This window comes from Rathayibacter agropyri, assembly GCF_013249015.1.
Lineage (GTDB): Bacteria > Actinomycetota > Actinomycetes > Actinomycetales > Microbacteriaceae > Rathayibacter > Rathayibacter agropyri.
Genome location: NZ_JABRPL010000002.1, coordinates 535,145 through 555,938 on the forward strand (window position 1 = coordinate 535,145; position 20,794 = coordinate 555,938).

Consider the following 20,794-nt stretch of genomic DNA (forward strand, 5'->3'; position numbering starts at 1 on the left):
GGTCAGTCTGCGACGAACGACGCCCGCTCCAGCGCCGCGGCGGCCTCGATCGCCAGAACGGCGCCGATTTGGGCCGAAAGACTGGCGGGCCCTGAGGGTGGGGCGTCCCAGCGCGGGCCGGCCAGCAGCACTCCGCGACGCTCACTCGAGCGCTGCAGAGCGGCGACACTGCCCGTGACGAAGCCGCGCACACGCTCCGCGACCGCTGGCTCGACTCCGCGGGTCGTTGCGAGGTCGACAAGATGCCGGTAGGCGATGCCGCCGAACAGCGCGCCGTCGCCCGTGCCCTGCTCGACGAAGACGCCGTCGGGAGCGAGCCGGTCGAGCAGATCCTCCGCCGTCCGGGATGCGTGCTCGAGGAGGCGCGAATCGGGCCGCAGCCGGTGCAGCGCCAGGGCGGACCCCAGGTAGACGCCGTGGTTGTAGCTGAAGGCCCACTCATCGCGCGTCGTCCCGCCCTCGCGACCGATGCCGTCGGCCACGAAGCCGGTGTCGTCGTCCCGCAACCGGACATGCATCCAGTCGAAGGCGGCTCGCGAAAGCTCCTCGCGGCCAGCGGGGCGAAGGCGCTCCAGCCGCGCGCCGAGGATCGCAAAGGGGCCGTTCGCCGGAGCGTTCTTGTAGTGCAGCTGACGGCGGCGCCACGCGAGGCTCGCCCCGTGACGGAGGTTCCACCCCTTCTCGACCGCGAAGCGCCACAGCCGATCGGCACGGTCGAGCCACCGCGGATCGCCCGAGGCCTCACCGAGCCGCGCAAGGGCACCACCGAGCCACATCATGTCGTCGAAGTAGCCGTTGACCAGGCGTCCGCCGTTGCGCAGGCGGATGGCGCGGTGGATCTGCCTGGCCCGCTCAAGGTGCGCCTCATCGCCCGTGCGCTCGAAGGCGTCGACCGCCGCGTCAATCGCGTGCGCCAGCCACCAGTAGTTGAACTCGAGATCCGCTCGCAGCGACGTCGGGTAGCTCATGTGGTAGCCGAGCAGCGGCACCGCGAAGAGCCGCTCGAGACTCTCCTGCGCGGTGTCCGCGAGGCTACTCGTAGACGTGCGGGGCGAGGACGGCGACATCGCGCAGGTTCCGGTAGCGCTCGGCGTAGTCGAGTCCGTACCCGATCACGAACTCGTTCGGGATGTCAAAGCCGACGTAGGCAACCTCGACCTCGACCTTGGCCGCGAGGGGCTTGCGGAACAGGGCACAGATCTCGACGGAGTCCGCTCCTCGGCTGCGCAGATTGCCCTGCAGCCACGAGAGGGTCAGTCCGGAATCGATGATGTCCTCGACGATCAGGACCTTGCGGTTCGTGATGTCGGAGTCGAGGTCCTTTAGGATGCGGACGACGCCGGAGGACTTGGTGCCGCTCCCGTAGGAGGAGACGGCCATCCAGTCCATTGCGATGTCGAGCTTGAGCTCTCGCGCCAGGTCCGCCATCACCATCACGGCACCGCGGAGGACGCCGACGATAAGCAGGTTCTCGCCCGCGTAGTCGCGTTCAATAGCGCGCGCAAGATCACGAATCCGCTCATGGATCTGCGCCTCGGTGTAGAGGACCTCGGTGATGTCGTCGGCAATGTCGGCTGCTTCCACCCGGCAACTCTACGGCTGGTCCGGCTCCGGATGGCCCTCGCGAGATGCCACATGTGCACGCCTCCGTCGGCGTGTCGCGTACTCAAGAGGCATCTCACGAAGGGGGCGGGAGCGGGGCGAAGACGAGGGTGGTGCCGGAGCGGGTCGCGACGATGCCCGGGAGGTTGATGCCCTTTTGGCCGTGCCAGTCGGTGACCAGCGCGGCGACGGCCAGCGTCTGTGCGCGCGAGAGCGCGACTCCGAACTCGTTGGCGACGACCAGGCGGATGATGCGCTGTCGGAGGGCCGGCGGATCGGCGGCGAGCCCCCGGGCGTCGATGGTCACGTGCCCCGCGTCATCCTGCCCGACCAGCTCAAGCGCCCAGTCGAGCGCAAGCGCGTCCAGCGCGTCGGCGTCCTCGCGTAGTTGCTCCGCCGTGCGCGCCAGCGCCTGCGCCACGCCCGGCCCGAGTTCGTCCTCAAGCACCGGTAGCACGCGGCGGCGCACCCGCACCCGGGAGTACCGCAAGTCGATGTTCTGCGGGTCGTCCCAGACCACGATCCCCTGATCGGTGCAGGCGCTCCGCGTCGCCTCGCGGCGCAAGCCCAGGAGGGGGCGACGCAGCCGACCGCTCACCGCCGCCATCCCGTGCAGCGAAGCGGCTCCCGCTCCGCGGGCGAGTCCGAGAAGCACCGTCTCCGCCTGGTCGTCGAGGGTGTGTCCGAGGAGGATCGCGGCCGCGCCCGAGGCCGCCATCGCATCGTCGAAAGCGCGGTACCGCGCAGTGCGGGCCGCCGCCTCCGGACCGCCCTCACCGACCGCCGGGACCGAGACCACCTCGACCAGCACCGGAGCGAGCCCGAGCGCGTGGGCCTGCTCCCCCGCGCGCCGCGCGACATCGGCCGACGCCTCCTGCAGCCCATGATCGACCACCACCGCGCCGGCCCTTCGGCCACCTCGGGGCGCCTCGAACGCGACGGCCGCCGCGAGCGCGAGCGAGTCGGCGCCACCGCTCAGCGCGACCAGTACCAGCGCCCCGGGATCGAGCTCAGCGAGGCTCGCTCGCACCGCCCGCCGAATGTCGGCGACAGCGGGGGTTAGGCGGGGGCGATCGGGCACATCAAGTAACGTTAGGCCAGCGATCCGGCCTGCGAGCGCGCATGCGCACGAGCGCGTCGGGGCGGATCACCACCGCCGATGCGCCGCTCGCGGCGCCACCGACTCAAGGAGAGAGCATGGCCGCATACGACGTCGTCGTCGAGATCCCCAAGGGGAGCCGCAACAAGTACGAGGTCGACCACGAGACCGGTCGCGTGTACCTCGACCGCGTGCTCTTCACCTCCTTCGTCTACCCGACGGACTATGGCTACTTCGAGAACACCCTCGGCCTCGACGGCGACCCCGTCGACGCGCTGGTGCTGCTCGAGTACCCCGTGTTCCCGGGCGTGGGCGTCTCGGTCCGCCCGGTCGGCGTGCTCAACATGACCGACGAGGCCGGCTCCGATGCCAAGGTGATCGTGGTCCCCGCGAAGGACCCGCGGTGGCAGCACATCCAGGACATCGGCGACGTTCCCGAGCAGACGAAGAACGAGATCAAGCACTTCTTCGAGCGCTACAAGGATCTCGAGCCCGGTAAGTGGGTCAAGGTCGAGGAGTGGGGCGACGCGGCAGAGGCCGAGCAGATCGTCCAGGACGGCATCAAGAAGCTGGCCGAAGAGGGGCACTGACCCCTCGCCTGACACGACACGAACCCCCTCCCGTGGCATGACGGGAGGGGGTTCGTGTCGTCTCGGGGCCGTCGTCTCGGGGCTGTCGTTCTCGGGGCGGCGAGACCTCAGGCGCTCGGGCGGCCGACCATCGTGGCCGGGGAGCCCCAGGTGTTCCAGATCCGCACAGGCTTGCCGTAATCGGCGGCCTCGAGGATCTGATTGTTCCCGAGGTAAATGGCCACGTGGTAGTAGTCGCCGCCGCCACCCCAGAAGATGAGGTCGCCACGCTGACGCTGGCTGTACGGAACGAGCTTGCCCGCACCGGCCATGGTGGAGTACTGATTCGTCGCGGAATGCGTCCCGATGTACAGGCCCGCGGAGGCGTACGACGCCTTGGTGAGACCGGAGCAGTCCCACTGGTTCGGACCCATACCGCCGAGCACATACTCCTCACCGAGTTGAGCCATCGCGTACGAGATGGCGGTCTCCACCGCGCTGCTCTGCGGCTGCAGGACAGGGGCGGACACCGCCTGCGGAAGGGGCGCGGGGGCCTGGACCGGTGCGGGCTGGGCAGCGGCGGGCGCCGGCGCAGGCTGCTGCGGAGCGGGCTGCGGCGCCGCAGGCTGTGGGAGAGGGGCTGCGGGCTGCGGTGCGGCCGGTTGCGGGAGGGAGGGAGCAGACTGCACCGCCTGGGAGGAACTGGACGACGATGCTCCGCGCTGCGACGACGCTGCGGATCGAGCGGCCTCGGCCTGCGCCTTGGCGTCAGCCTGAGCTCGCGCGTCGGCCTGCGCCTTCGCGTCAGCCTGCGCCTCGGCCTGGGCGCGAGCCTCCGCCTGCGCCTGTGCGGCAGCGGCCTCGTCTGCCTTGCGCTTCTCCTCGCCAGCGAGGAATGCCTTTTCGACGTCAACAGTCGAGTCCTTGAGCATCGCCAGCTGGGCAATCAGCTGCTCAGACTTCTGCTCCTGCGCGGTCAGGGCCGAGCGGGCGGACTCGGCCGCGGCATCGGCGTCGGCGCGCGCCTCGTCCGCCTCCTTCGACAGCCTCTCGTGCTCCGTCACGGCCACGTCGGCCTGCTGACCAAGCGACTCCGCGTTCTGCTTGTCAGCGAGAGCGTCGGCGTAGACCTTCTGCGACTGCTCCGACAGCTGCGACATCGCACCGAGCTGGTAGAGCAGGTCGCCGGCGTCCTGGCCCTTGGCCACGAGGCTCGCGGAGAGGTCGCCACCGGCTGCGCGCGAGAGGTGTGCGGCAAGCAGACCCGCACGCATCTTCGAGGTCTGGGCCTGCGCGGAGGCGGCGGTCGCCTTCTCCCCGAGGCTGGAGACGGCCTGTGCGGCGGCGTCGAGAGCCTCCTTGGCCTGGCGCCACGCCTCCGCCTTCTTCATCGCCGTGATCGACTTCTCGTCGACGCTGGCCTGGAGGCGTGCGATGAGCCCGGTGATCGAGTCGATCTCGGCCTGCTTGCTCGCCTCGTCCTTCTTCGCATTCTGCACGTCGTCCCACGAGGGGTACTTCGCGTCCTCCGCGAGAGCGGGGGCAATGCCCAGCGAGGCCGTTACGGCACTCACCGCGAAGGCCGCCGAGATCGTGAGGGGGAGGCGGCCTTTCCAGGCGCGCTCCCGAGGTGCTGGAGTGAAGCTGCGGGCAGTCGTCTGTGCGTCAACCAAGGGTGACTCCTCGTGTGGCCATAAACGGTTGGGCGTCCACGGCCGAACCGTTGACGCGGGTCTCGAAGTGCAAATGGCAACCGGTCGAGGCGCCGGTGGTGCCGACGGCGGCGATCTGCTCGCCCGCCTGGACGCTGTCGCCGACGCGGACGAAGATACCGCCCGGCATGATGTGTGCATAGCCCGTGCTGATGCCGCTGCCGTGATCGATCAGCACCCAGTTTCCGTACGTGCCATTCGGACCCGCGTAGGTCACCGTGCCGCTATGGGCCGCGAAGATGGGGATGCCGCACCCGCCCGCGATGTCGGTGCCGCGGTGGAACGAGCCCGACGAGCCGCCACCGGTAGAGATGCTGTCACGGGCCCCGTAGGTTCCGGAGATGCGACCCGCTGCGGGACGGACCCAGCCGGAGTCGCTCACCGCGGTGGAGCTGCTGCCAGCACTGTAGCCGCCGGAACTCGCAGCCGCGGCCGATGCCTGCCGCTCGGCCTCGGCAGCGGCCTGACGGGACGCCTCTTCCTCCGCGAGCTTGCGCAGGCGCTCCGCCTCGCGGGCTGCGACTCCGGCCTCGTACTCAGCGACGGTCTTGGACTCGGTATCGCGCAAAGCGGCGAGCTGCTGCTCGAGAACGACGCTCTGCTGCTGCTGCTCGGCGAGCGCCGCCTCCGACGCCGCCTGCGCCGCGGTCGCCTCGGCGAGCTTCTGCTCGGCAGCGACGCGGAGCCGCTCGCGCTCGGTCTGCGCCACCAGTGCCTGATCGGCGAGGGAGGAGGCCGTGTTGCGTGCGGCGCTGGCCTGCTCGTAGATCGCGGAGGAGCGCTCCACGAGCTTGGTCATGTTGCCAATCTTCGACAACAGCTGGTCGGCCTGACCGGACTTCTGGTCGAGGAACATGTTGACCGAAAGGTCAGTGCCGGTGCTCCGATAGAGCTGAGCGGCGAGCAGGCCCGCCTGCTGCGAGGCCGCGTCGGCCTTCTGCGCGCTGGCGCTCGCCTTGTCGTCCAGTTCCCTCGAGCGGTCGGACGCGAGGTCGAAAGCCTGCTGCGCGGCAAAGTGCTCGTCGCCCCGCTGCTGGGCGAGCTGCTGGGCCGCCGTGACCTCGCGCTGCAGGTCGCCGATCAGTGACGTGATCCGGTCAACCTGCGCCGCTGCTGCAGCGGTGTTGCCCTTGGCCGCCTCGACGTCCGCCCACGTGGGGTAATCGGCCGCCTGAGCGGGAGTCGCGACCAACAGTCCGCTGACGAGTGCGAGGGCGGCGGAGGCGAGTGCCGCGCTACGGAGTCGGCTCAACACCCCACCGCGGAGTCGCCCGAGTCGGGTGATACCCGATGGGTGGGCGGGACGCGGGCTGCGCAGGGAGTAGGGCATAGGACCTCGGGGATTGGTGGGGCCTCCTCCCACGGCGGTGCGGCGCCGGCGCGCAGGTGAAGAGCGATTCCGCCCCACCCTAATCGCGCCCCCGCCCGATCTCCTAGACCCGGGTCAACCCCGGAAGGGGTGCGCGCGCCCCACAAAACGTTCGATTTTGCATCCGAGGCCAGGTCCCCTATGCTTGCGTGTCGGTAGTCATGGGTGGGTCGGCCACAGGTCGTCCCGTCCAGCTTTCGGCCCCATCGTTTAGTGGCCTAGGACACCGCCCTTTCACGGCGGCAGCACGGGTTCGAATCCCGTTGGGGTCACGGATGGGACTACTGGCAAGTGCACTGATCCGTCAGGGTCGGGGCGTGAAAATTGAACAGCCTCGAAGGCAGTATGCTTGTCTTCGCAACGAGGCCCTGTAGCGCAGTTGGTTAGCGTGCCGCCCTGTCACGGCGGAGGTCGCGGGTTCAAGTCCCGTCAGGGTCGCAAAGGGTCCTTCCGAGAGGGAGGGCCTTTTTCAGGAGACCACCTCTCCGGCGACATTTCGTCGCAGCGGTTCGACATCGAGCAGTTCGACAGTGCGTCGCAACCGCACGGTGTTCGTCACAATGGCTCTGTAGCTCAGTTGGTAGAGCGCACGACTGAAAATCGTGAGGTCACGGGATCGACGCCCGTCGGAGCCACGGAAACCCTCGCCTAGCTTCTACATGGCGGGGGTTTCTTCGTACCCGGCGGCATCTCCCGCCCGGCCGGCTACTGAGGGGCGCGCGGGATACCGCCGTGCACGGCGGATCCACGGATCGAGCACGCATCGCAGCATCGAGCGTGCGCTGCAATGCGTCCAGGTGCCGTGCGTCGTCGGAGCCAACCGCGGCTCACACACCCCTCACACGTCGTTCGTACGCGCCCCCGGTAGCTCGCCGCGCACCTGGAGGTGCAACCGCTCCATGTCGGCGTCGAGCGTGGCCGCAGTACGGGCCGCATCGGCGAGGCCGTCGAGCAGCTCCTGCGGCACCTGGCACTCGTACTTGTAGTAAATCTTGTGCTCCAGGCTTGCCCAGAAGTCCATGGCGATGGTGCGGAACTGCACCTCGACGCGGACGTCCACCGATCCGCCCGAGAGGAATACCGGCACCTGGACGATGGCGTGCAGACTCTTGTACCCGTTCTCCTTCGGCCGGGCGATGTAGTCCTTCACCTCGAGCACGGTCACGTCGGACTGCGACGTGAGCAGGTCGAAGACGCGGTACACGTCCGAGACGAAGCTGCAGGTGATCCGGACGCCCGCGATATCGGTGATCGCGTCGGCAATCCCCTCGAACGTCGTTTCGCAGCCCTTGCGCTCGATCTTCCCGATCAGACTGTCGGCCGACTTCAGGCGGCTCGTCACATGCTCGATCGGGTTGTACTCCCGCAGCTCGCGGAACTCTTCCTGCAGGATCGACACCTTGGTGACGATCTCGTCCATCCCGAACTTGTACTGGAGCATGAACCGCGCGAAGTCATCCCGCAGCGCGCGGATCTCGGCAACGGTCGTGGCGTCCAGGGCCTGCGCGACGTCGTCCGTCAGCGGCGGGACAGCGGTTACGGGGTTGGAGGGGCTCGGGTCCACAGTCGGACACCCTACGCGCGCCGACGTCCGAGGCAGGTGGGAGTGCCCGCCCTACTGTGGAGACGTGAGTATCGAGCCCCGCCCGCTGCGCTTCTTCGCCTTCGTCATGAACACCGCCTCCCACATCCAGCACGGGCTCTGGCGACACCCGGACGCGCGTCAGCACGAATTCGACGACGTGCAGCTGTGGGTCGACCTCGCCCGAACGCTCGAACGCGGCCGGTTTGACGCGATGTTCTTCGCGGATGTCGCAGGTCTCTACGGGCCGGCCGACGGCGACTGGGAGGTCAACGCACGGGAGGGACTCCAGCTGCCAAGCAACGATCCGTCGGTGCTGCTCTCAGCGCTGGCGGTCAGCACCGAGCATCTGGGCTTCGCGTTCACGAGTTCGGTGCTTCAGTCGCATCCGTTTGACTTCGCCCGGAAGGTTTCGACGCTCGATCACCTCTCGAAGGGGCGCATCGGCTGGAACATCGTCACGAGCGCACTCGACGGTGCCGCCCGCAACTTCGGCTACGACCGCCTCGAGGAGCACGACGAGCGCTACGCGTGGGCGCAGGAGTACCTCGACGTGGTCTACAAGCTGTGGGAGGGATCCTGGGACGACGGCGCACTGCTGCGCGACAAGAGCGGCTCCTTCGCGGACCCGGCTCGCATCCACCGCATCGACCACGTCGGACAGCGCTACCGCGTGCAGGGCCCGCACCTCTCGGCTCCGTCACCACAGCGCACACCGGTCCTGTTCCAAGCCGGCTCCTCCCCCGCTGGCCGACGCTTCGCGGCGCGCAACGCGGAGGCGCAGTTCGTGTTCTCGGGGTCACGCGAGAAGACGCGCGAGCTGATCGACGACACCCGCCGCCTGGCTGCCGAGGCGGGCCGCGAGCTGGGCGCTCCTGCCTTCTCTCTCGGCCTCTCCTTCATCACCGGCGACACGGAGGAGGAGGCGCGGCGAGCCGAGCGCGACATCGACGAGTACCTCTCCTCCGACGCCTTCCTGGTGCACTCGAACCTCGGCTTCGACCCGATGACTGGCGAGAAGCTCGACCCGGACCTGCCGCTGTCGGCGATCGAGACGTACGCCGGGCAGAGCCACCTGCAGTGGATCCGTGATGCCTCACCGGACCGGGAGCCGACCGTTCGCGACTTGGCGCGCCTCTCGGCGAAGCTGCGGGGGCGCGTCGTCGGCACTCCCGAGCAGATCGCCGACCACCTCGCCGAGTGGCGGGACGCGGGCATCGACGGGATCAACGTCGTCAACTGGATCCTGCCGGGCAGCTACGAGGAGTTCGTCGACCGGGTGATGCCGGTGCTGCAGGAGCGGGGCCTCGCCCAGACGGAGTACGCGGAGGGGACGTTGCGCCGCAAGCTCTTCGGCACGGACGAACTGCCTGCGACGCATCCCGCCCGCGCCTACCGCGGAGCCTTCGCGGGCTGAACCGCTCGGCCGGACGGGGGTGCTCTCACGGTGCGCGGACCAGGACGGGTCAGGGCAGCGCGGGGCGCGCCTCCGGACGCGAAGCCCGCGGGATGAGCAGACCGAGAACGACCGCCACCGCCGCACCAACAGCGCCGATGACGAACGTGGTCTGGAAGCCCTGCGGACTGGGCAGCTCGACTGCCCCGACCGGCACCGTGAGTTGCGCGAGCACGCCCGCGGTGACGGCGGAGGACAGAGTCGTGCCGAGCGTGCGCATCAGGGAGTTCAAGCCGTTGGCCGCGGCGGTCTCGGAGGCGGGGACGGCGTGCATGATCAGGGTCGGCATCGCGGCGTAGGCGAGTCCGAGGCCGACGCCGATCAGCGCGTTGATCACCAGAATCTGCCAAACCTCACTCCCGAACGACAGGATCAGCAGGTACGAGACGGCGATCAGCGCGGCTCCGGCGACCAGCACCAGCCTCGGCCCCGATTGCGCCGAGAGCCGGGCGGCGAGCGGTGAGGTCGCCATCATCGCCAGTCCCGAGGGGGCGAGCACGAGGCTCGCGACGATCAGGCTCAGGCCGAAGCCGACTCCGGAGGCGGCGGGCAGCTCGAGCCGCTGCGGGAGCGTGATCTGCGCACCGAAGAACGCGAAACCGACCGCCACCGAGGCGAGGTTCGTGAAGAGCACGGCGGGGCGGGCCGCCACGCGCAGATCGACGAGTGGACTCTCCTGCCGCAGTTCATACCAGCCCCAGAGCAGCAGGACGGCGATGCCGCCGAGCCCGGAGCCGAGGATCCCGGGGCTCGTCCAGCCGGAGTCGTTGCCCCGCGAGACGGCGATCAGCACGCCGCTCAGGCCACTCGCGAGACCGATCGTACCGACCACGTCGAACGTGCCGGACGAGCGCAGGGTGGACACGGGAACGACGAGCATCACCAAGACGATGTCGAGGACGCCCAGTCCGGCGGACATCCAGAACAGGACATGCCAGTCGGTGCTTTGCGCGATGAGGGCGCTGAGCGGCAGGCCAAGCGCGCCGCCGATGCCGAGGGTCGCGCTGACCAGCGCGATGGCTCCCGGAAGGCGGTCGCGGTGCAGGGTGTCGCGGAGGATCGAGATACCGAGCGGGATGACGCCCGTCACGGCGCCCTGGAGCGCGCGGCCGACGACGAGGGTCCAGACGTCGCCAGCGAAGGCGCAGACAATCGAGCCGATCACGAGCACGACCAGCGCGGCCACGGCCATCCGGCGCTTGCCGTAGAGGTCGCCGAGACGGCCAGAGACCGGGGTCAGGATGCACGCGCTGAGCAGGGTCGCGGTGATCACCCACGCGGTCGCGCTGCGGTCCGTGCCGAGGAGAGTCGGCAACTCCGACTGGATCGGCACGACCAGTGTCTGCATGAAGGAGGCGCTCATCCCCGCGAAGGCCAGGACGGCGGTGACGAGGCGCGGGTCAGGTGATCGGGTCAGGGAGCGTCTGTCGGAGTCGGGCACGGCGGTCCTTCGGGTTGGCGGCGAGCGGACGGCCGGGGGGCGGCCGGCGGGCCGTCGTCGGCGTCGGCGGCGGCGGCGGCGGCGGCGGGAAAGTATCGCTCGGCTCTGCTCTCTCCGACTCGGGGGCTAACGTCCAAGCTCGGGATATTGTTCCCGATTCCGCTCTTCACGCGCGCGTCTGGCAGGACGAGGATGGACGGATGATCGACATCGAGAGTTGGATCGCCGCCTACGAGAAGGCCTGGGCCACGGACGACGCAGACGATGTGGCAGCGCTGTTCACCGAAGACGCCGAGTACTTCGAGGCGCCCTATCGCGACGCCATCACTCCGCGCGACGCCATCGTGGCGTGGTGGCTCGCCGAGGAGGAGCCGGGCGATCCGACGTTCGCGTGGGGGCTGGTCGCGCTGACCGAGGAGACGGCGGTCGTTCAGGCGCGCACGGTGTACCCGGGCGACCGGACGTATCTGAACCTGTGGGTGGTCCGCTTCGCGGCGGACGGGCGGGCGCGCTCGTTCACGGAGTGGTATATGGAGGAGCCGGCCGACTCGGTTTCGTGAGGGCCCGCGGGCGTCCGTGCGATGTGCAGGAGTCCGTCCGATTCGCAGGTGATTCCGCCTCCAGTCGCTTGTCCTCTGCGGAGGAGAGCGCTCTTTTCAGCTGAAGTCCTGCAAATCGCGCACGTTCCTGCAAATCGCGCACGTTCCTGCAAATCGCGCACGTTCCTGCAAATCGCGCACGTTCCTGCAAATCGCACAGAGGGTCGGCAGAGCGGCAGAGCGGCGGGAGGGGCGCAGGGCCCGGAGGGCGGGTCAGAGTTGGGCGGCGGTGAAGGTGTCGCAGCTCGTCGCGTCGCCTTCGAAGCCCGCCCGGAACCAGCGCTGACGCTGCTCGGCCGAGCCGTGCGTCCAGCCCTCCGGATCGACCGTGCCGGTCGCCTGCTCCTGGATGCGGTCGTCGCCGACCGCGGCCGCAGCGCCCAGAGCGTCCTGATACTCCTGCGCCGTCACCGGGCGGAGATAGGGCGTGCCCGTCTCGTCCGGCACGGTGGAGGCGTCGCCGACCCAAGCACCGGCATAGCAGTCGGCTTGCAATTCAAGCCGCACCGAATCCGACTCGGCGCCCGTTCCGGAGCGGTCGGCCGACTCCATCGCCCCGGTCAGGTTCTGGATGTGGTGCCCCCACTCGTGGGCCAGGATGTACATCTGCGCGAGCGATCCGCCCGAGGTGTCGAAGCGGGTGCGCAGCTCGTCAAAGAACGCGGTGTCGAGGTAAATGGTCTGATCCGGTGGGCAGTAGAACGGACCAACCGCTGCGGTCGCGCCTCCGCAGCCCGTGGAGGTCTGGTCCTCGAAGAGGTCCACGCCTGCGGGAGTGCGGTAGGCAACTCCAAGGGTCTGCGCTGAGGCGTCCCAGTAGCGGTCGAGCGACTCCGCAGCGCCTTCAAGGCGGCAGTCGACCTCGGCGTTCGCGTCGGCGCCGCTCTCGCACGCGACCGCCGTGCTCGTAATCTGCTGCGGAGAAGAATCACCCACGAGGCCGCCGAGACTCGAGAGATCAACGCCGAGCAGCTGCGAGAGCAACGCGAGGACCACGATACCCACCGCGCCTCCGCCGACCGCGACGCCGGTCGTTCGGCCGCGGCGACGGACCTTGCCGCCGCTGAGCTGGGAGTCGTCGTTGAAGGTCATGCCGTCGAAAATAGCGCCCCGTGCGTCGGTTGCGCTCGGGCTTGCGGCTAGCCCCAGCGGGAGGTGCGCGCCGAGCGGATGATCTCGAGGAGCGCCTCCCGGAGCGCCCCGTCCTCGCAGGAACCGGGGAACAGGTCGACCTCGAGCCGGTGGGCGCGACGCCAGGCGGCACGACCCGCCGAAGTCAGCGACACGAGCTGACGGCGGCGATCAGCGGGGTCGGTGGTGCGAGTGATGTGACCCTCACGCTCAAGCCGCTCGAGAGTGCGTGACATGGTCTGCACCTCGACGTGGGCGGCCGCGGCCAGCTGCTTTTGCGCGACCGGCCCCGCGTGGAGCAGATGCAGGACAATCAGGCCGGCATGCGTCAGGCCGATCTGGGCGAGGGCACCCTGGCGCGCATGCTCGACCATGCGGGACGCGGTCGAGAGCAGACGGCCCGTTGGCCAGCCATCCATCCCGGAGGAATCGTCGGAACGCATGCGCCCAGGTTAAGTCCAGTGCTCCGGCGCGGGAGGGAGCAGGCGCCGGACGGAGCGCTCAGGGCGCGAAACGGTCGGTGGCCTCGATCAGCGCATCGAGGATGCCCGGCTCGTCGAAGGCGTGCCCGGCATCGGGGATCATCCGGAAGTCGGCCTCGGGCCAGGCGCCGTGCAGGTCCCACGCGGTGAAGGCGGGGGTGCACATGTCGTAGCGGCCCTGGACGATCACGGCGGGAATCTGGCGCAGGACGCCGGCGTCGCGGATCAGCTGACCCTCCTCGAACCAACCTTTATGTACGAAGAAGTGGTTCTCGATCCGCGCGAAGGCCAGCGCGAAGTCGGGGTCGGACCAGGTCGAGATCAGCTCCGGCCTCTGCACGAGCGTGGCCGTCGACGCTTCCCAGGTGGTCCAGGCGACGCCCGCGGGGCCATGTACGGCGGGGTCGGGATCGTGCAGGAGGCGGTAGTACGCCTCGATCAGGCTGCCACGCTCGGTCGCCGGCACGACGGAGGTGAACTGCTCCCACAGGTCGGGGTAGATCGCGGCGGCACCGCCCTCGTAGAACCACTCGAGTTCGGCGCGGCGGAGGGTGAAGATGCCGCGCAGAATGATCTCGGTCACCCGCTCCGGATGCGTCTCGCTATAGGCGAGAGCGAGGGTTGAACCCCAGGAGCCGCCGAAGACGAGCCAGCGCTCGATGCCGAGGTGCTCGCGGAGCCGCTCCATGTCGGTGACCAGGTACCAGGTTGTGTTCGTGGCGAGATCGGCGTCGGGTTGGCTAGCGTGCGGAGTGGAGCGGCCGCACATCCGCTGATCGAAGAGCACGATGCGGTACTTCTCAGGATCGAACAGTTGGCGGTGGGCGGGCGAGGTTCCGCCACCTGGCCCGCCGTGCAGGAACACGACCGGCTTGCCCTCGGGGTTGCCCGAAGCCTCCCAGTAGAGCTGATGGCCATCGCCGACGTCGAGCATGCCGGAGTCGTACGGTTCGATCTCGGGATACAGAGTTCGCATAGGCCGCACCCTACTGACCGCGGCGCAGGCACTGGGCCGTTTGACTCGGTCCGCCCCTGGATGGGGGGGCTCTCGATGGTCCCCTCGACCGCTGCGGCGGCGACGCCTGCCTAGAGAGCATCCTCGCGCGAAATACCTGCTTGTCCGCGCTCTGTAACCAATTGACTCCTACGCATAAATGCGCACCACGATAAGCAGGCCACAGTAGCTCGGACAGACAAGAAGAACACGCCAGAGCTCTGAGGTGCGCACGTGTCGTCATCGTTGAGCGAGCCGAGCGTTGAGAGTCACACACGCACACGCACACGCAGGAGCGCCCCCGGCCCCGAAGGGCCGAGGGCGCTCCCCCGTTCGCTCACTGCACTACGAGCACGGGCGTGCCGCGTACGGCGCGCTTACCTCAGTCGAGACGGCCTTCCCGTCGATCGTCGCCGAGGCGCCGACCGTCACCGCGCCGGCAGACAGGTTCGCCTGACGGGTGGTGAAGGCGTGGGAGACGGTGGTTCCGGCCGCGACCGACGCCACCGTCTTCGTGCCGTACGGCGAGGTCATGGTGACGGACACCGCCTCCTCGGATTCGTTCGTCGCCTGCACGGTGATGATCGCCTTGCCCGCGATGCAGCGAGTGGCGGCGGTCGCTGCGACCTCGAGCGCCGGGGCAGCCTCGCCCTCGGTGAAGGCGAAGGTGTCGAGCTCGAACAGGTCGCCAGTGGGTCCGGAGTAGCTGAAGTACACGTCGTGCACTCCGGTCGCTCCGGTCAGCGCCGCGCTGACGTCGGCCCATTCGCCGGTCGTCCCGTTCACCGCGACGGTGCCAGCGACGGGCCCGGTCTCGGAGTCGAGGCGCACGGTGATGGTGCCGCCGGCCTGCAGAGCCTTCGCGCGTGCCGTGAACATCGCCGCTCCGGTGTCCCCGAAGTCGACGGCGGACAGCGCGGTCCAGTCACCGTTGTCGAGGTCCTTCAGCACGAGGTTCTGCGTCGCGCCGGCCGCGGGGGTGCCCAGCGGCGCGGTGGCGATGCCCTTGCTCCAGCCGATGGTCTCGGCTGGGAAGGTGCGGAACGGCTCGAAGTCCTTCACCTGATCGACGCCCTTGTAGTCGCCGACCACCTGCTTCACCGTGCCGTCGGTGTTGAACTGCAGCTCCTGGATGTGCGGGCTGCGGTACCCCTGGGTGGTGTCACCGTTGATCCGCTTGTTGAGGGTCGGAGCGTGGTAGGTGAAGTAGTACTTGCCGCCCAGCTCGAAGACCGACTGGTGATTGTTGCCGCCGGTGCCGGCTCCGAAGAAACGGCTCTGGTTGGGGAACATCACGCCGGCATACGCCTCCTTGGGCCACGACATCGGGTCATCCGAGATCATGTAGCCGATCTCGCCGCCGCCCGGGTAGCCGGGCTCGGGGGTCTGATTGCCGCCGAAATCGTTGCCGCCGAAGTGCGACGAGTAGGAGAGGTAGTACTTGCCCTCGCGCTTGAAGACCTGGGCCGCCTCGAAGGCGACCGGCGCATCCACGACCGCGGAGGTGCCCTCGGTGGAAATCATGTCGTCGCCGAGCTGGATGACGCGGATGTTCTTCGGGTTATTGAAGCGCTCGGCCGCGGGGAGCGCGGTCGAGGCGGGTCCGCCGCCGAAGAACAGGTAGCCCTCTCCATCGTCATCGACGAGCGGAGCCGGATCGAACTTCCACGCGACAGCCTCTGCGCCCGGGGTGGACGCGTTGATCAGGGTGGAGGTGCGCTGGCTGGTCCACGGGCCGACCGGTGAGTCACCGGTGATCACGTTGCTGGAGCCGCCGCCGTTGGCGTAGTAGAGGAAGTACTTATCGACGCCGTTCACGGTCTTCTTCGCCATTCCCGGTGCCCACGAGTTGCCCGTGAACGGGGCGACTCCGGTGGAGCCCGCGACCTGGATCTCGCCGTGGTCGGTCCAGTTGACGAGGTCATCCGAGGAGATCACGGTGATCTGGTTGATCTTGCCGTAGTCGATTCCGGCCGAGACACCGGTGGCCGGGTTCGGGGCGTAGCCCTGAGTGTCGTTCGTCATGTACATGTACACGCGACCGTTCTCGACGAAGCCGAAGCCGTCGGCGCCGAATTTCCAGCCCATGAGCGGGTTGTGGTCGCCCGGGAGCTTGCCCACGACCTCGATGGTGCGCGAGGCGGGCGCGGGCGGTGCCGCTCCGACCAGCGACACGTCGTCGAGCTTGTAGTCCATCAGGTGCGTCTCAGGGGCGGCCGACGGAGTCGCGGTCCACGGCGTCTCGAAGAAGAGGCGCGCGGTCGCGACGCTCTGCCCGGCGGGAATGGTGAACGATCCGTTGATCGTCGCCCACTGGCCCTTGGTGGCGGTGACGCTCGCGAGGTTTGTGTAAGTGCCTCCTCCGTAGTGCATGGTGGCGAAGAACTGCTTGGTCGCGGGGCTCGCGGCGTTCTCGTACTTGATCTGCGCCTTCACCTGGTAGGTCTGGCCGGCGACCACCTTTCCGCTGAGGTCCTGCATGGCGCCGGCGCCTGTCGTCGTCCGGCCGGTGACGAGCGCGGCGGCGGTGCCGGTGCGCGCGTCCGTCGTGGTGGCGATGGTTCCGGAGTCAGCGGCGTTGCCGTTGTTGACGAACCAGCCGCTCGTGCCGTTCTCGAAGCCGCCGTTGACGACGAGCTCCGCTTCGGCCGCTGTCGAGGTCTGGGCGGCGAACGGCGCCACCAGCAGTGCGGTCAGTGCGGCCGTGGCCAGCAGTCTGAGCCGCAACCGCCCTCTCGGGGCGGTGTCTCGTTGTGTTCTCACGGATCCTCCTTGATCGTGTCGTGCGGGTCGGCGACGGATGCCGCCGAGGGGTTAGGGGCGGGGCGGCCTGAGCGCAGGCCGCCCCGCAGATCAGCCGCAGGAGACGGCCGGGTGAGGCGCTGTCACGGTGGTCGTCACCGGCGTGCCGTCGAACGTCGCGGTCGCGGTGACCACCACGTCGGCCGCGGGGACTGATACCGCTCGAGTCGTGAAGGCGTGGCTCGCGGTCGAGCCGGGGGCGAGAGCGGCGACCGTCTTGGTGCCGGCGGCGCTCTCCATCCGGAGGGCGACGGGCACGTCATCGGCGTTCGTCGCCCGGACCGTGACGACGACCTTCCCGGCGATGCACCGGGTCGCAGCCGCGGCGGTGACGTCGAGCGACGCCTCCTTCAGCGTCCCGAGGCGGGCCAGCTGGTAGCTGAGCGCGCGCTCGGGGGCGTCAAGCTGGTTCTGCGTCCCGGCCTGCCCGACAGCCTTCGCCTTCGCGAGGACCGACTGGAGGTCGGCCCAAGCGTCGGCCGGGTAGTCGCTGGCGCGGAGGGTCGCCGCGTGGGCGATCGCTGCGTCCAACTGCGAGCGGTCGAGCGCCTTCGCCTCCGAGGAGAGCGTGTCGCTCAGGAGGAACTCGTCGACATCGACGTGACCGCCGGCCGTCTTCGTGGCGTAGCTGAACAGCCCGAGGCGGTGACCCATGAAGTGCGTGAGCTGTCCGTCAAGGGTCTGCGGGCCGACGCGGGAGCCGAGCTTCGTCCAGGTCAGCCCGTCGAGGCTGTAGGAGAAGGTGGTCCAGAGCTGCCCGGCGGGGGCCGCGAGCTCGAGGTCGGCCTTAAGGTGCACCTCGGCGGCGTCGCCGAGGGAGGCGGTGGTGCCGGGGAGGAACGACTCGACAGTGGCCTGGTCGAAGGTGGTCGCGAACGGCTGGCTGCGGTTCACAACTCCGACCGTGCGCACGCCGTCGACGCGCTTCACCGCGACGTACGAGAAGCCGCGGTTGTAGGCGGCGAGTCCGGCGACATCGCCGTCCTTCATCCCGGACACGTCGAGGGTCGCCTCCGCCGACTGCTTCGGCGCGACGATGCGCTGGGAGAGCGTGTTGCGCGCCTCCTCCAGGTACGTCATGTCGGGCGAGCCGGAGAGCCGGGTGTGCGCGGCGGTGCCGGTGAGGACCTTGCCGTTGGTGAGACGGATCCAGCCCTCGCGCTCGGTCAGCGACCAGTAGCGGTTGTCGGGGGCGTGATTCCACTGCCAAGCGAGGTCGAGTCGTGAGCCGTTGGGCTCGATCTCGGCGGCGGTCGGGCGTTCCAGGGTCGGGGCGGCTCCGATGAGCGAGACGTCATCGAGCAGGTACTCGACGCTCGAGGACGCCGGCTGCGGATTGCCCCACGGCGTCTCGACGGCGAACTTCACGCTGCCGACGTTCGCTGTCTCGGGCACGGTGTAGCTGCCCGTGATCGTCGTCCACTGGCCCTGAGGGACGGCGGCCGAGGCCATCGTCACGGGTCCGGCGCCGAAGTCGGCGCAGAGGTTGAAGCGCACTGAGGCCGGGCCGGTGCTGTATTTCACCTTGGCGGACACGGTGTACGTCACTCCGCGCTGGAGCTTGCTGGTGAGTACCTGGTTCGGCCCGGAGCCGTTGAGCGTGCGGGTGCTGACGCGGAGCGACGCGGCGCCGGACGCCTTGTCGGTGGTGTCGGCGCTCAGGGTCGCACCGAACTGGCCGGCCCACGGTGCCGTGCCCGACTCCGCCCCCGGGTTCTGCAGCAGTTCGACGCCGAGGAGCGACTGGTCGTAGGCGGGTGCGGGCGGAATCGTCCACGACTCGTCCTGGAACGCCTTCGCCGGGGCATCGTTGTCGAAGTCGTCCGACACGACCAGGCTCTTCTGCCGCTCGAATAGCTCCTCCTCGGGGCTGAGACGGATCGGCTTGGGGAAGCTCCCGCCGACCGGCACCGAGCCGTTCGTCCCGAAGGTCGGCCAGCCGTCCTTCCACGTCGCCGGGATGAGGCCCGGGATGCGGCCGGTCGGGAAGCTATCGCGGAAGAACATGCCGTGCCAGGCGGTCGTGCCGTCCTCGCGGCTGATCGGCACCAGGCTGCCCTGGGCGAAGCCGCTGGAATTCAGCACGCCCTTGCCCTCGTAGGGATTGCTGCCGTCGGTCGTTGCGTAGCGGCCCAGCAGCTCGGAGGAGCGGAACAGCGCCACCTGCCGGCCCTGACCGGAGGGCCAGGTGATGATGACGATGTAGTACTGCCCGTCGATGTACTGCACCTGCGCCCCCTCGAACAGCCCGCCGAGGTAGGCGGCGCCCGGATAGTCAGCCGTGCGGAGGATGTTCGGGTACTCGGCGACCACAGTGGTGAGATCGTCGCTGAGCTTCACGGCGCTGGTCGATCCCGAGCCGTAGAAGATGTACGGAGTGCCGCCATTCGCGTCGTCGAAGAAGAGAGACGGGTCGTGGAAGGCGCGGCCGAGAGCGGTGCGCGTCCAGGCCCCGTCCTCGATGTCGTCGGTGGAGTAGAGGTACGAGCCACCGAGGTTGTTGGTGTTGAAGACCACGTAGAAGCGGCCGTCGTGGTACCGCAGCGACGAGGCCCACTGGCCATTGCCGTAGGAGTTCTGCCCGTTGCGGAGCGAGAAGCGGTCACCGATCTCGAGCCGATCGAAGACGTAGTTCACGATCTCCCAGTTCACGAGGTCGTAGGACTTCATGATCGGAGCGCCCGGGCTCAGGTGCATCGTGGTGCTGATCATGTAGTAGACGTCCCGGCCCTCGTCGTTCTCAGCCGCGGGCACCCGCTCGACGGAGACATCGGGCACATCGGCGTTGAGCAGCGGGACGGAGTAGGTACCGTCGCCCCGGTCCGTCGAGGTGTACGACGGCTTCGGCGACCACGGTTCGGCGGCGCCGGCCGGCGTGGCCGAGGCGAGCAGCCCGGTCGCGAGGAGAGCGCCGATCACCGCACCGGCGAGTGCGCGCTGGAGGGTCATTCGAACAGCGACAGGGTCAGGACGGACGTGTAGTCGCCGGCCGCAACGTCGGGCTCGGTCTTCAGGGTCAGGTCCGCCGTGACGCTCCACGAGCCATCGGTTGCGGTGTCCTCAGAGTCGAGCGAGAGCGCGAGCAACTCCTGATCGAGCAAGCCCACGGCGTCGTCGCCCTCGTCGAGGACGGTGTCGACAGGGTCACCCTCCGACACCAGGCCCGACTCGCCGCCGTCGATCAGCGCGGGCGTCCAGCCGAGGTGGTCGGCGGAAATCTCCTCCTGGTCCGCATCGCCGGTGAAGGCGCTCGCTGAACCCAGGACATACCAGCCGGCGTCGTCGGGGATCTCGTCAGCGGTGCGGGTGTCGGTAACGGTCACGGTGGGCAGCTGCCCGGTGAACTGGCGGATCGTCGGGGTGGAGCCGGACTCGGTGAGCGCAGCGTCAGACCCAGCGACGGACATTGACAGGACACCGGGCTGGTCGAGCTCGGTGACGGTCACGTTCACATCGACATCGTCGGAGCCGTAGGAGGTCTCCGCCGCCGCGGCCGCGGCGGCGACTCCCGAGACGAGAAGGCAGCCGACGAGGGCGACGCTCGTCCGTAGGAGCGGGAGGGATCGGGGGGTGGATCGCAAGGACATGAGAGTGCCTCCTCGATCGGCGTCATCGCCGATCAGATCGAGCGCTGAAAAGCGCGAGTGGTGGGACGGCCGCGACAGCCGTAGGAAAGGTGCGCCTGCCCCAAGGACGGAGCGCACGAAGAGGACGAGAAGCGCGAACAGGAGCGGTTCATGCGCAGCGGCTTCCACAGCGTGGCCGCGCGAACTCCAGCTCTCGACACCCCTCAGCACCGAGGGGGAGGGAGGCTGTCCCAGACGTGTTGCCCTCGACTGCTGAACGCTCGCTCAGCTAGTCTTGCGGGCAATGTTACCGGGAACATTCCCGATTGCAAGGATGCATTTCGGCCTCCTCGCAGGCGCCGACAGTCGACGCGGCCGCTCTGCCCGGAG

The 20,794-nt window shown here is 68.8% G+C and carries 16 protein-coding genes and 3 tRNA genes; 6 read left to right on the forward strand and 13 right to left on the reverse strand.

Annotated elements, in window-relative coordinates:
• Positions 1–2 precede the first annotated feature (2 nt).
• The 3 genes from HRF29_RS08170 to tilS all read right to left on the reverse strand — a co-directional run bounded on the left by HRF29_RS08170 (position 3) and on the right by tilS (position 2,683).
• Positions 3–1,067 carry a glycoside hydrolase family 76 protein gene (locus HRF29_RS08170; RefSeq protein WP_173247329.1) on the reverse strand — a complete coding sequence of 355 codons (1,065 nt, stop codon included), beginning with the start codon at positions 1,065–1,067 and terminating at the stop codon, positions 3–5.
• Positions 1,033–1,584: a hypoxanthine phosphoribosyltransferase gene (gene hpt / locus HRF29_RS08175; protein WP_173247333.1), complete on the reverse strand. Its 552-nt coding sequence runs from the start codon at positions 1,582–1,584 to the stop codon at positions 1,033–1,035. Before hpt ends, HRF29_RS08170 begins: the two co-directional genes overlap by 35 nt.
• 94 nt (positions 1,585–1,678) lie before the next feature.
• The gene (gene tilS / locus HRF29_RS08180; RefSeq protein ID WP_173247336.1) at positions 1,679–2,683 is read right to left on the reverse strand and encodes a tRNA lysidine(34) synthetase TilS; all 1,005 of its coding nucleotides are present in this window, start codon (positions 2,681–2,683) and stop codon (positions 1,679–1,681) included.
• 116 nt (positions 2,684–2,799) lie between these two features.
• On the opposite strand from tilS, the gene ppa reads away from it, so the two are divergent.
• Entirely contained in the window at positions 2,800–3,291 is a 492-nt protein-coding gene (ppa, locus tag HRF29_RS08185; protein WP_173247340.1) for an inorganic diphosphatase, read from the forward strand.
• Between the two features lie 107 nt (positions 3,292–3,398).
• On the opposite strand, the gene HRF29_RS08190 is transcribed toward ppa, so the two are convergent.
• Positions 3,399–4,943 carry a C40 family peptidase gene (locus tag HRF29_RS08190; RefSeq protein ID WP_173247343.1) on the reverse strand — a complete coding sequence of 515 codons (1,545 nt, stop codon included), beginning with the start codon at positions 4,941–4,943 and terminating at the stop codon, positions 3,399–3,401.
• Complete coding sequence (locus HRF29_RS08195; RefSeq protein ID WP_246226822.1) at positions 4,936–6,312, reverse strand: peptidoglycan DD-metalloendopeptidase family protein; 1,377 nt, start codon at positions 6,310–6,312, stop codon at positions 4,936–4,938. The genes HRF29_RS08190 and HRF29_RS08195 overlap by 8 nt, the downstream gene beginning before the upstream one ends.
• A 238-nt stretch (positions 6,313–6,550) precedes the next feature.
• On the opposite strand from HRF29_RS08195, the gene HRF29_RS08200 reads away from it, so the two are divergent.
• From HRF29_RS08200 to HRF29_RS08210, 3 genes are all read left to right on the forward strand, one after another.
• Positions 6,551–6,623: transfer RNA gene (locus HRF29_RS08200), tRNA-Glu, on the forward strand.
• Positions 6,624–6,715: 92 nt separating this feature from the next.
• Positions 6,716–6,789: transfer RNA gene (locus HRF29_RS08205), tRNA-Asp, on the forward strand.
• Between the two features lie 124 nt (positions 6,790–6,913).
• Positions 6,914–6,986, forward strand: a tRNA-Phe gene (locus tag HRF29_RS08210).
• 203 nt (positions 6,987–7,189) lie between these two features.
• Here the strand turns inward: HRF29_RS08210 and HRF29_RS08215 are convergent.
• The gene (locus HRF29_RS08215; protein WP_173247774.1) at positions 7,190–7,792 is read right to left on the reverse strand and encodes a GTP pyrophosphokinase; all 603 of its coding nucleotides are present in this window, start codon (positions 7,790–7,792) and stop codon (positions 7,190–7,192) included.
• Between the two features lie 229 nt (positions 7,793–8,021).
• On the opposite strand from HRF29_RS08215, the gene HRF29_RS08220 reads away from it, so the two are divergent.
• A complete protein-coding gene (locus HRF29_RS08220; RefSeq protein ID WP_173247776.1) occupies positions 8,022–9,350 on the forward strand; it encodes an LLM class flavin-dependent oxidoreductase in 1,329 nt (442 codons plus the stop codon).
• 49 nt (positions 9,351–9,399) lie between these two features.
• Here the strand turns inward: HRF29_RS08220 and HRF29_RS08225 are convergent, their stop codons facing one another.
• The gene (locus HRF29_RS08225; protein WP_343043694.1) at positions 9,400–10,830 is read right to left on the reverse strand and encodes an MFS transporter; all 1,431 of its coding nucleotides are present in this window, start codon (positions 10,828–10,830) and stop codon (positions 9,400–9,402) included.
• A 200-nt stretch (positions 10,831–11,030) separates the two neighbouring features.
• Between HRF29_RS08225 and HRF29_RS08230 the strand changes: the two genes are divergently transcribed.
• Entirely contained in the window at positions 11,031–11,390 is a 360-nt protein-coding gene (locus tag HRF29_RS08230; protein WP_173247346.1) for a nuclear transport factor 2 family protein, read from the forward strand.
• A gap of 252 nt (positions 11,391–11,642) precedes the next feature.
• Here HRF29_RS08230 and ypfJ read toward each other — a convergent pair whose 3' ends face one another.
• The 6 genes from ypfJ to HRF29_RS08260 all read right to left on the reverse strand — a co-directional run bounded on the left by ypfJ (position 11,643) and on the right by HRF29_RS08260 (position 20,425).
• On the reverse strand, positions 11,643–12,521 hold the full coding sequence (gene ypfJ, locus HRF29_RS08235) for a KPN_02809 family neutral zinc metallopeptidase (protein WP_173247356.1): 879 nt from the start codon (positions 12,519–12,521) through the stop codon (positions 11,643–11,645).
• Between the two features lie 47 nt (positions 12,522–12,568).
• The gene (locus tag HRF29_RS08240; RefSeq protein ID WP_173247360.1) at positions 12,569–13,003 is read right to left on the reverse strand and encodes a MarR family winged helix-turn-helix transcriptional regulator; all 435 of its coding nucleotides are present in this window, start codon (positions 13,001–13,003) and stop codon (positions 12,569–12,571) included.
• A gap of 58 nt (positions 13,004–13,061) precedes the next feature.
• Positions 13,062–14,018 carry a prolyl aminopeptidase gene (pip, locus tag HRF29_RS08245; RefSeq protein WP_173247363.1) on the reverse strand — a complete coding sequence of 319 codons (957 nt, stop codon included), beginning with the start codon at positions 14,016–14,018 and terminating at the stop codon, positions 13,062–13,064.
• A 363-nt stretch (positions 14,019–14,381) separates the two neighbouring features.
• Positions 14,382–16,799 (reverse strand): family 43 glycosylhydrolase, encoded by a 2,418-nt coding sequence (locus tag HRF29_RS08250; RefSeq protein WP_222929617.1) that lies wholly within the window; start codon positions 16,797–16,799, stop codon positions 14,382–14,384.
• 90 nt (positions 16,800–16,889) lie between these two features.
• Positions 16,890–19,787 (reverse strand): family 43 glycosylhydrolase, encoded by a 2,898-nt coding sequence (locus HRF29_RS08255; RefSeq protein WP_173247366.1) that lies wholly within the window; start codon positions 19,785–19,787, stop codon positions 16,890–16,892.
• The gene (locus HRF29_RS08260; protein ID WP_173247370.1) at positions 19,784–20,425 is read right to left on the reverse strand and encodes a hypothetical protein; all 642 of its coding nucleotides are present in this window, start codon (positions 20,423–20,425) and stop codon (positions 19,784–19,786) included. The genes HRF29_RS08255 and HRF29_RS08260 overlap by 4 nt, the downstream gene beginning before the upstream one ends.
• Positions 20,426–20,794: the final 369 nt, after the last annotated feature.

What these genes read in the sequence shown, in the direction of transcription:
- HRF29_RS08195 (WP_246226822.1), bottom strand. Translation starts at nt 6,312, where the DNA reads ATGCCCTACTCCCTGCGCAGCCCGCGTCCCGCCCACCCATCGGGTATC.
- HRF29_RS08215 (WP_173247774.1), bottom strand. Translation starts at nt 7,792, where the DNA reads ATGCTCCAGTACAAGTTCGGGATGGACGAGATCGTCACCAAGGTGTCG.
- HRF29_RS08230 (WP_173247346.1), top strand. Translation starts at nt 11,031, where the DNA reads ATGATCGACATCGAGAGTTGGATCGCCGCCTACGAGAAGGCCTGGGCC.
- pip (WP_173247363.1), bottom strand. Translation starts at nt 14,018, where the DNA reads ATGCGAACTCTGTATCCCGAGATCGAACCGTACGACTCCGGCATGCTC.
- HRF29_RS08260 (WP_173247370.1), bottom strand. Translation starts at nt 20,425, where the DNA reads ATGTCCTTGCGATCCACCCCCCGATCCCTCCCGCTCCTACGGACGAGC.
- HRF29_RS08240 (WP_173247360.1), bottom strand. Translation starts at nt 13,003, where the DNA reads ATGCGTTCCGACGATTCCTCCGGGATGGATGGCTGGCCAACGGGCCGT.
- HRF29_RS08220 (WP_173247776.1), top strand. Translation starts at nt 8,022, where the DNA reads ATGAACACCGCCTCCCACATCCAGCACGGGCTCTGGCGACACCCGGAC.
- ppa (WP_173247340.1), top strand. Translation starts at nt 2,800, where the DNA reads ATGGCCGCATACGACGTCGTCGTCGAGATCCCCAAGGGGAGCCGCAAC.
- ypfJ (WP_173247356.1), bottom strand. Translation starts at nt 12,521, where the DNA reads ATGACCTTCAACGACGACTCCCAGCTCAGCGGCGGCAAGGTCCGTCGC.
- HRF29_RS08255 (WP_173247366.1), bottom strand. Translation starts at nt 19,787, where the DNA reads ATGACCCTCCAGCGCGCACTCGCCGGTGCGGTGATCGGCGCTCTCCTC.
- HRF29_RS08170 (WP_173247329.1), bottom strand. Translation starts at nt 1,067, where the DNA reads ATGTCGCCGTCCTCGCCCCGCACGTCTACGAGTAGCCTCGCGGACACC.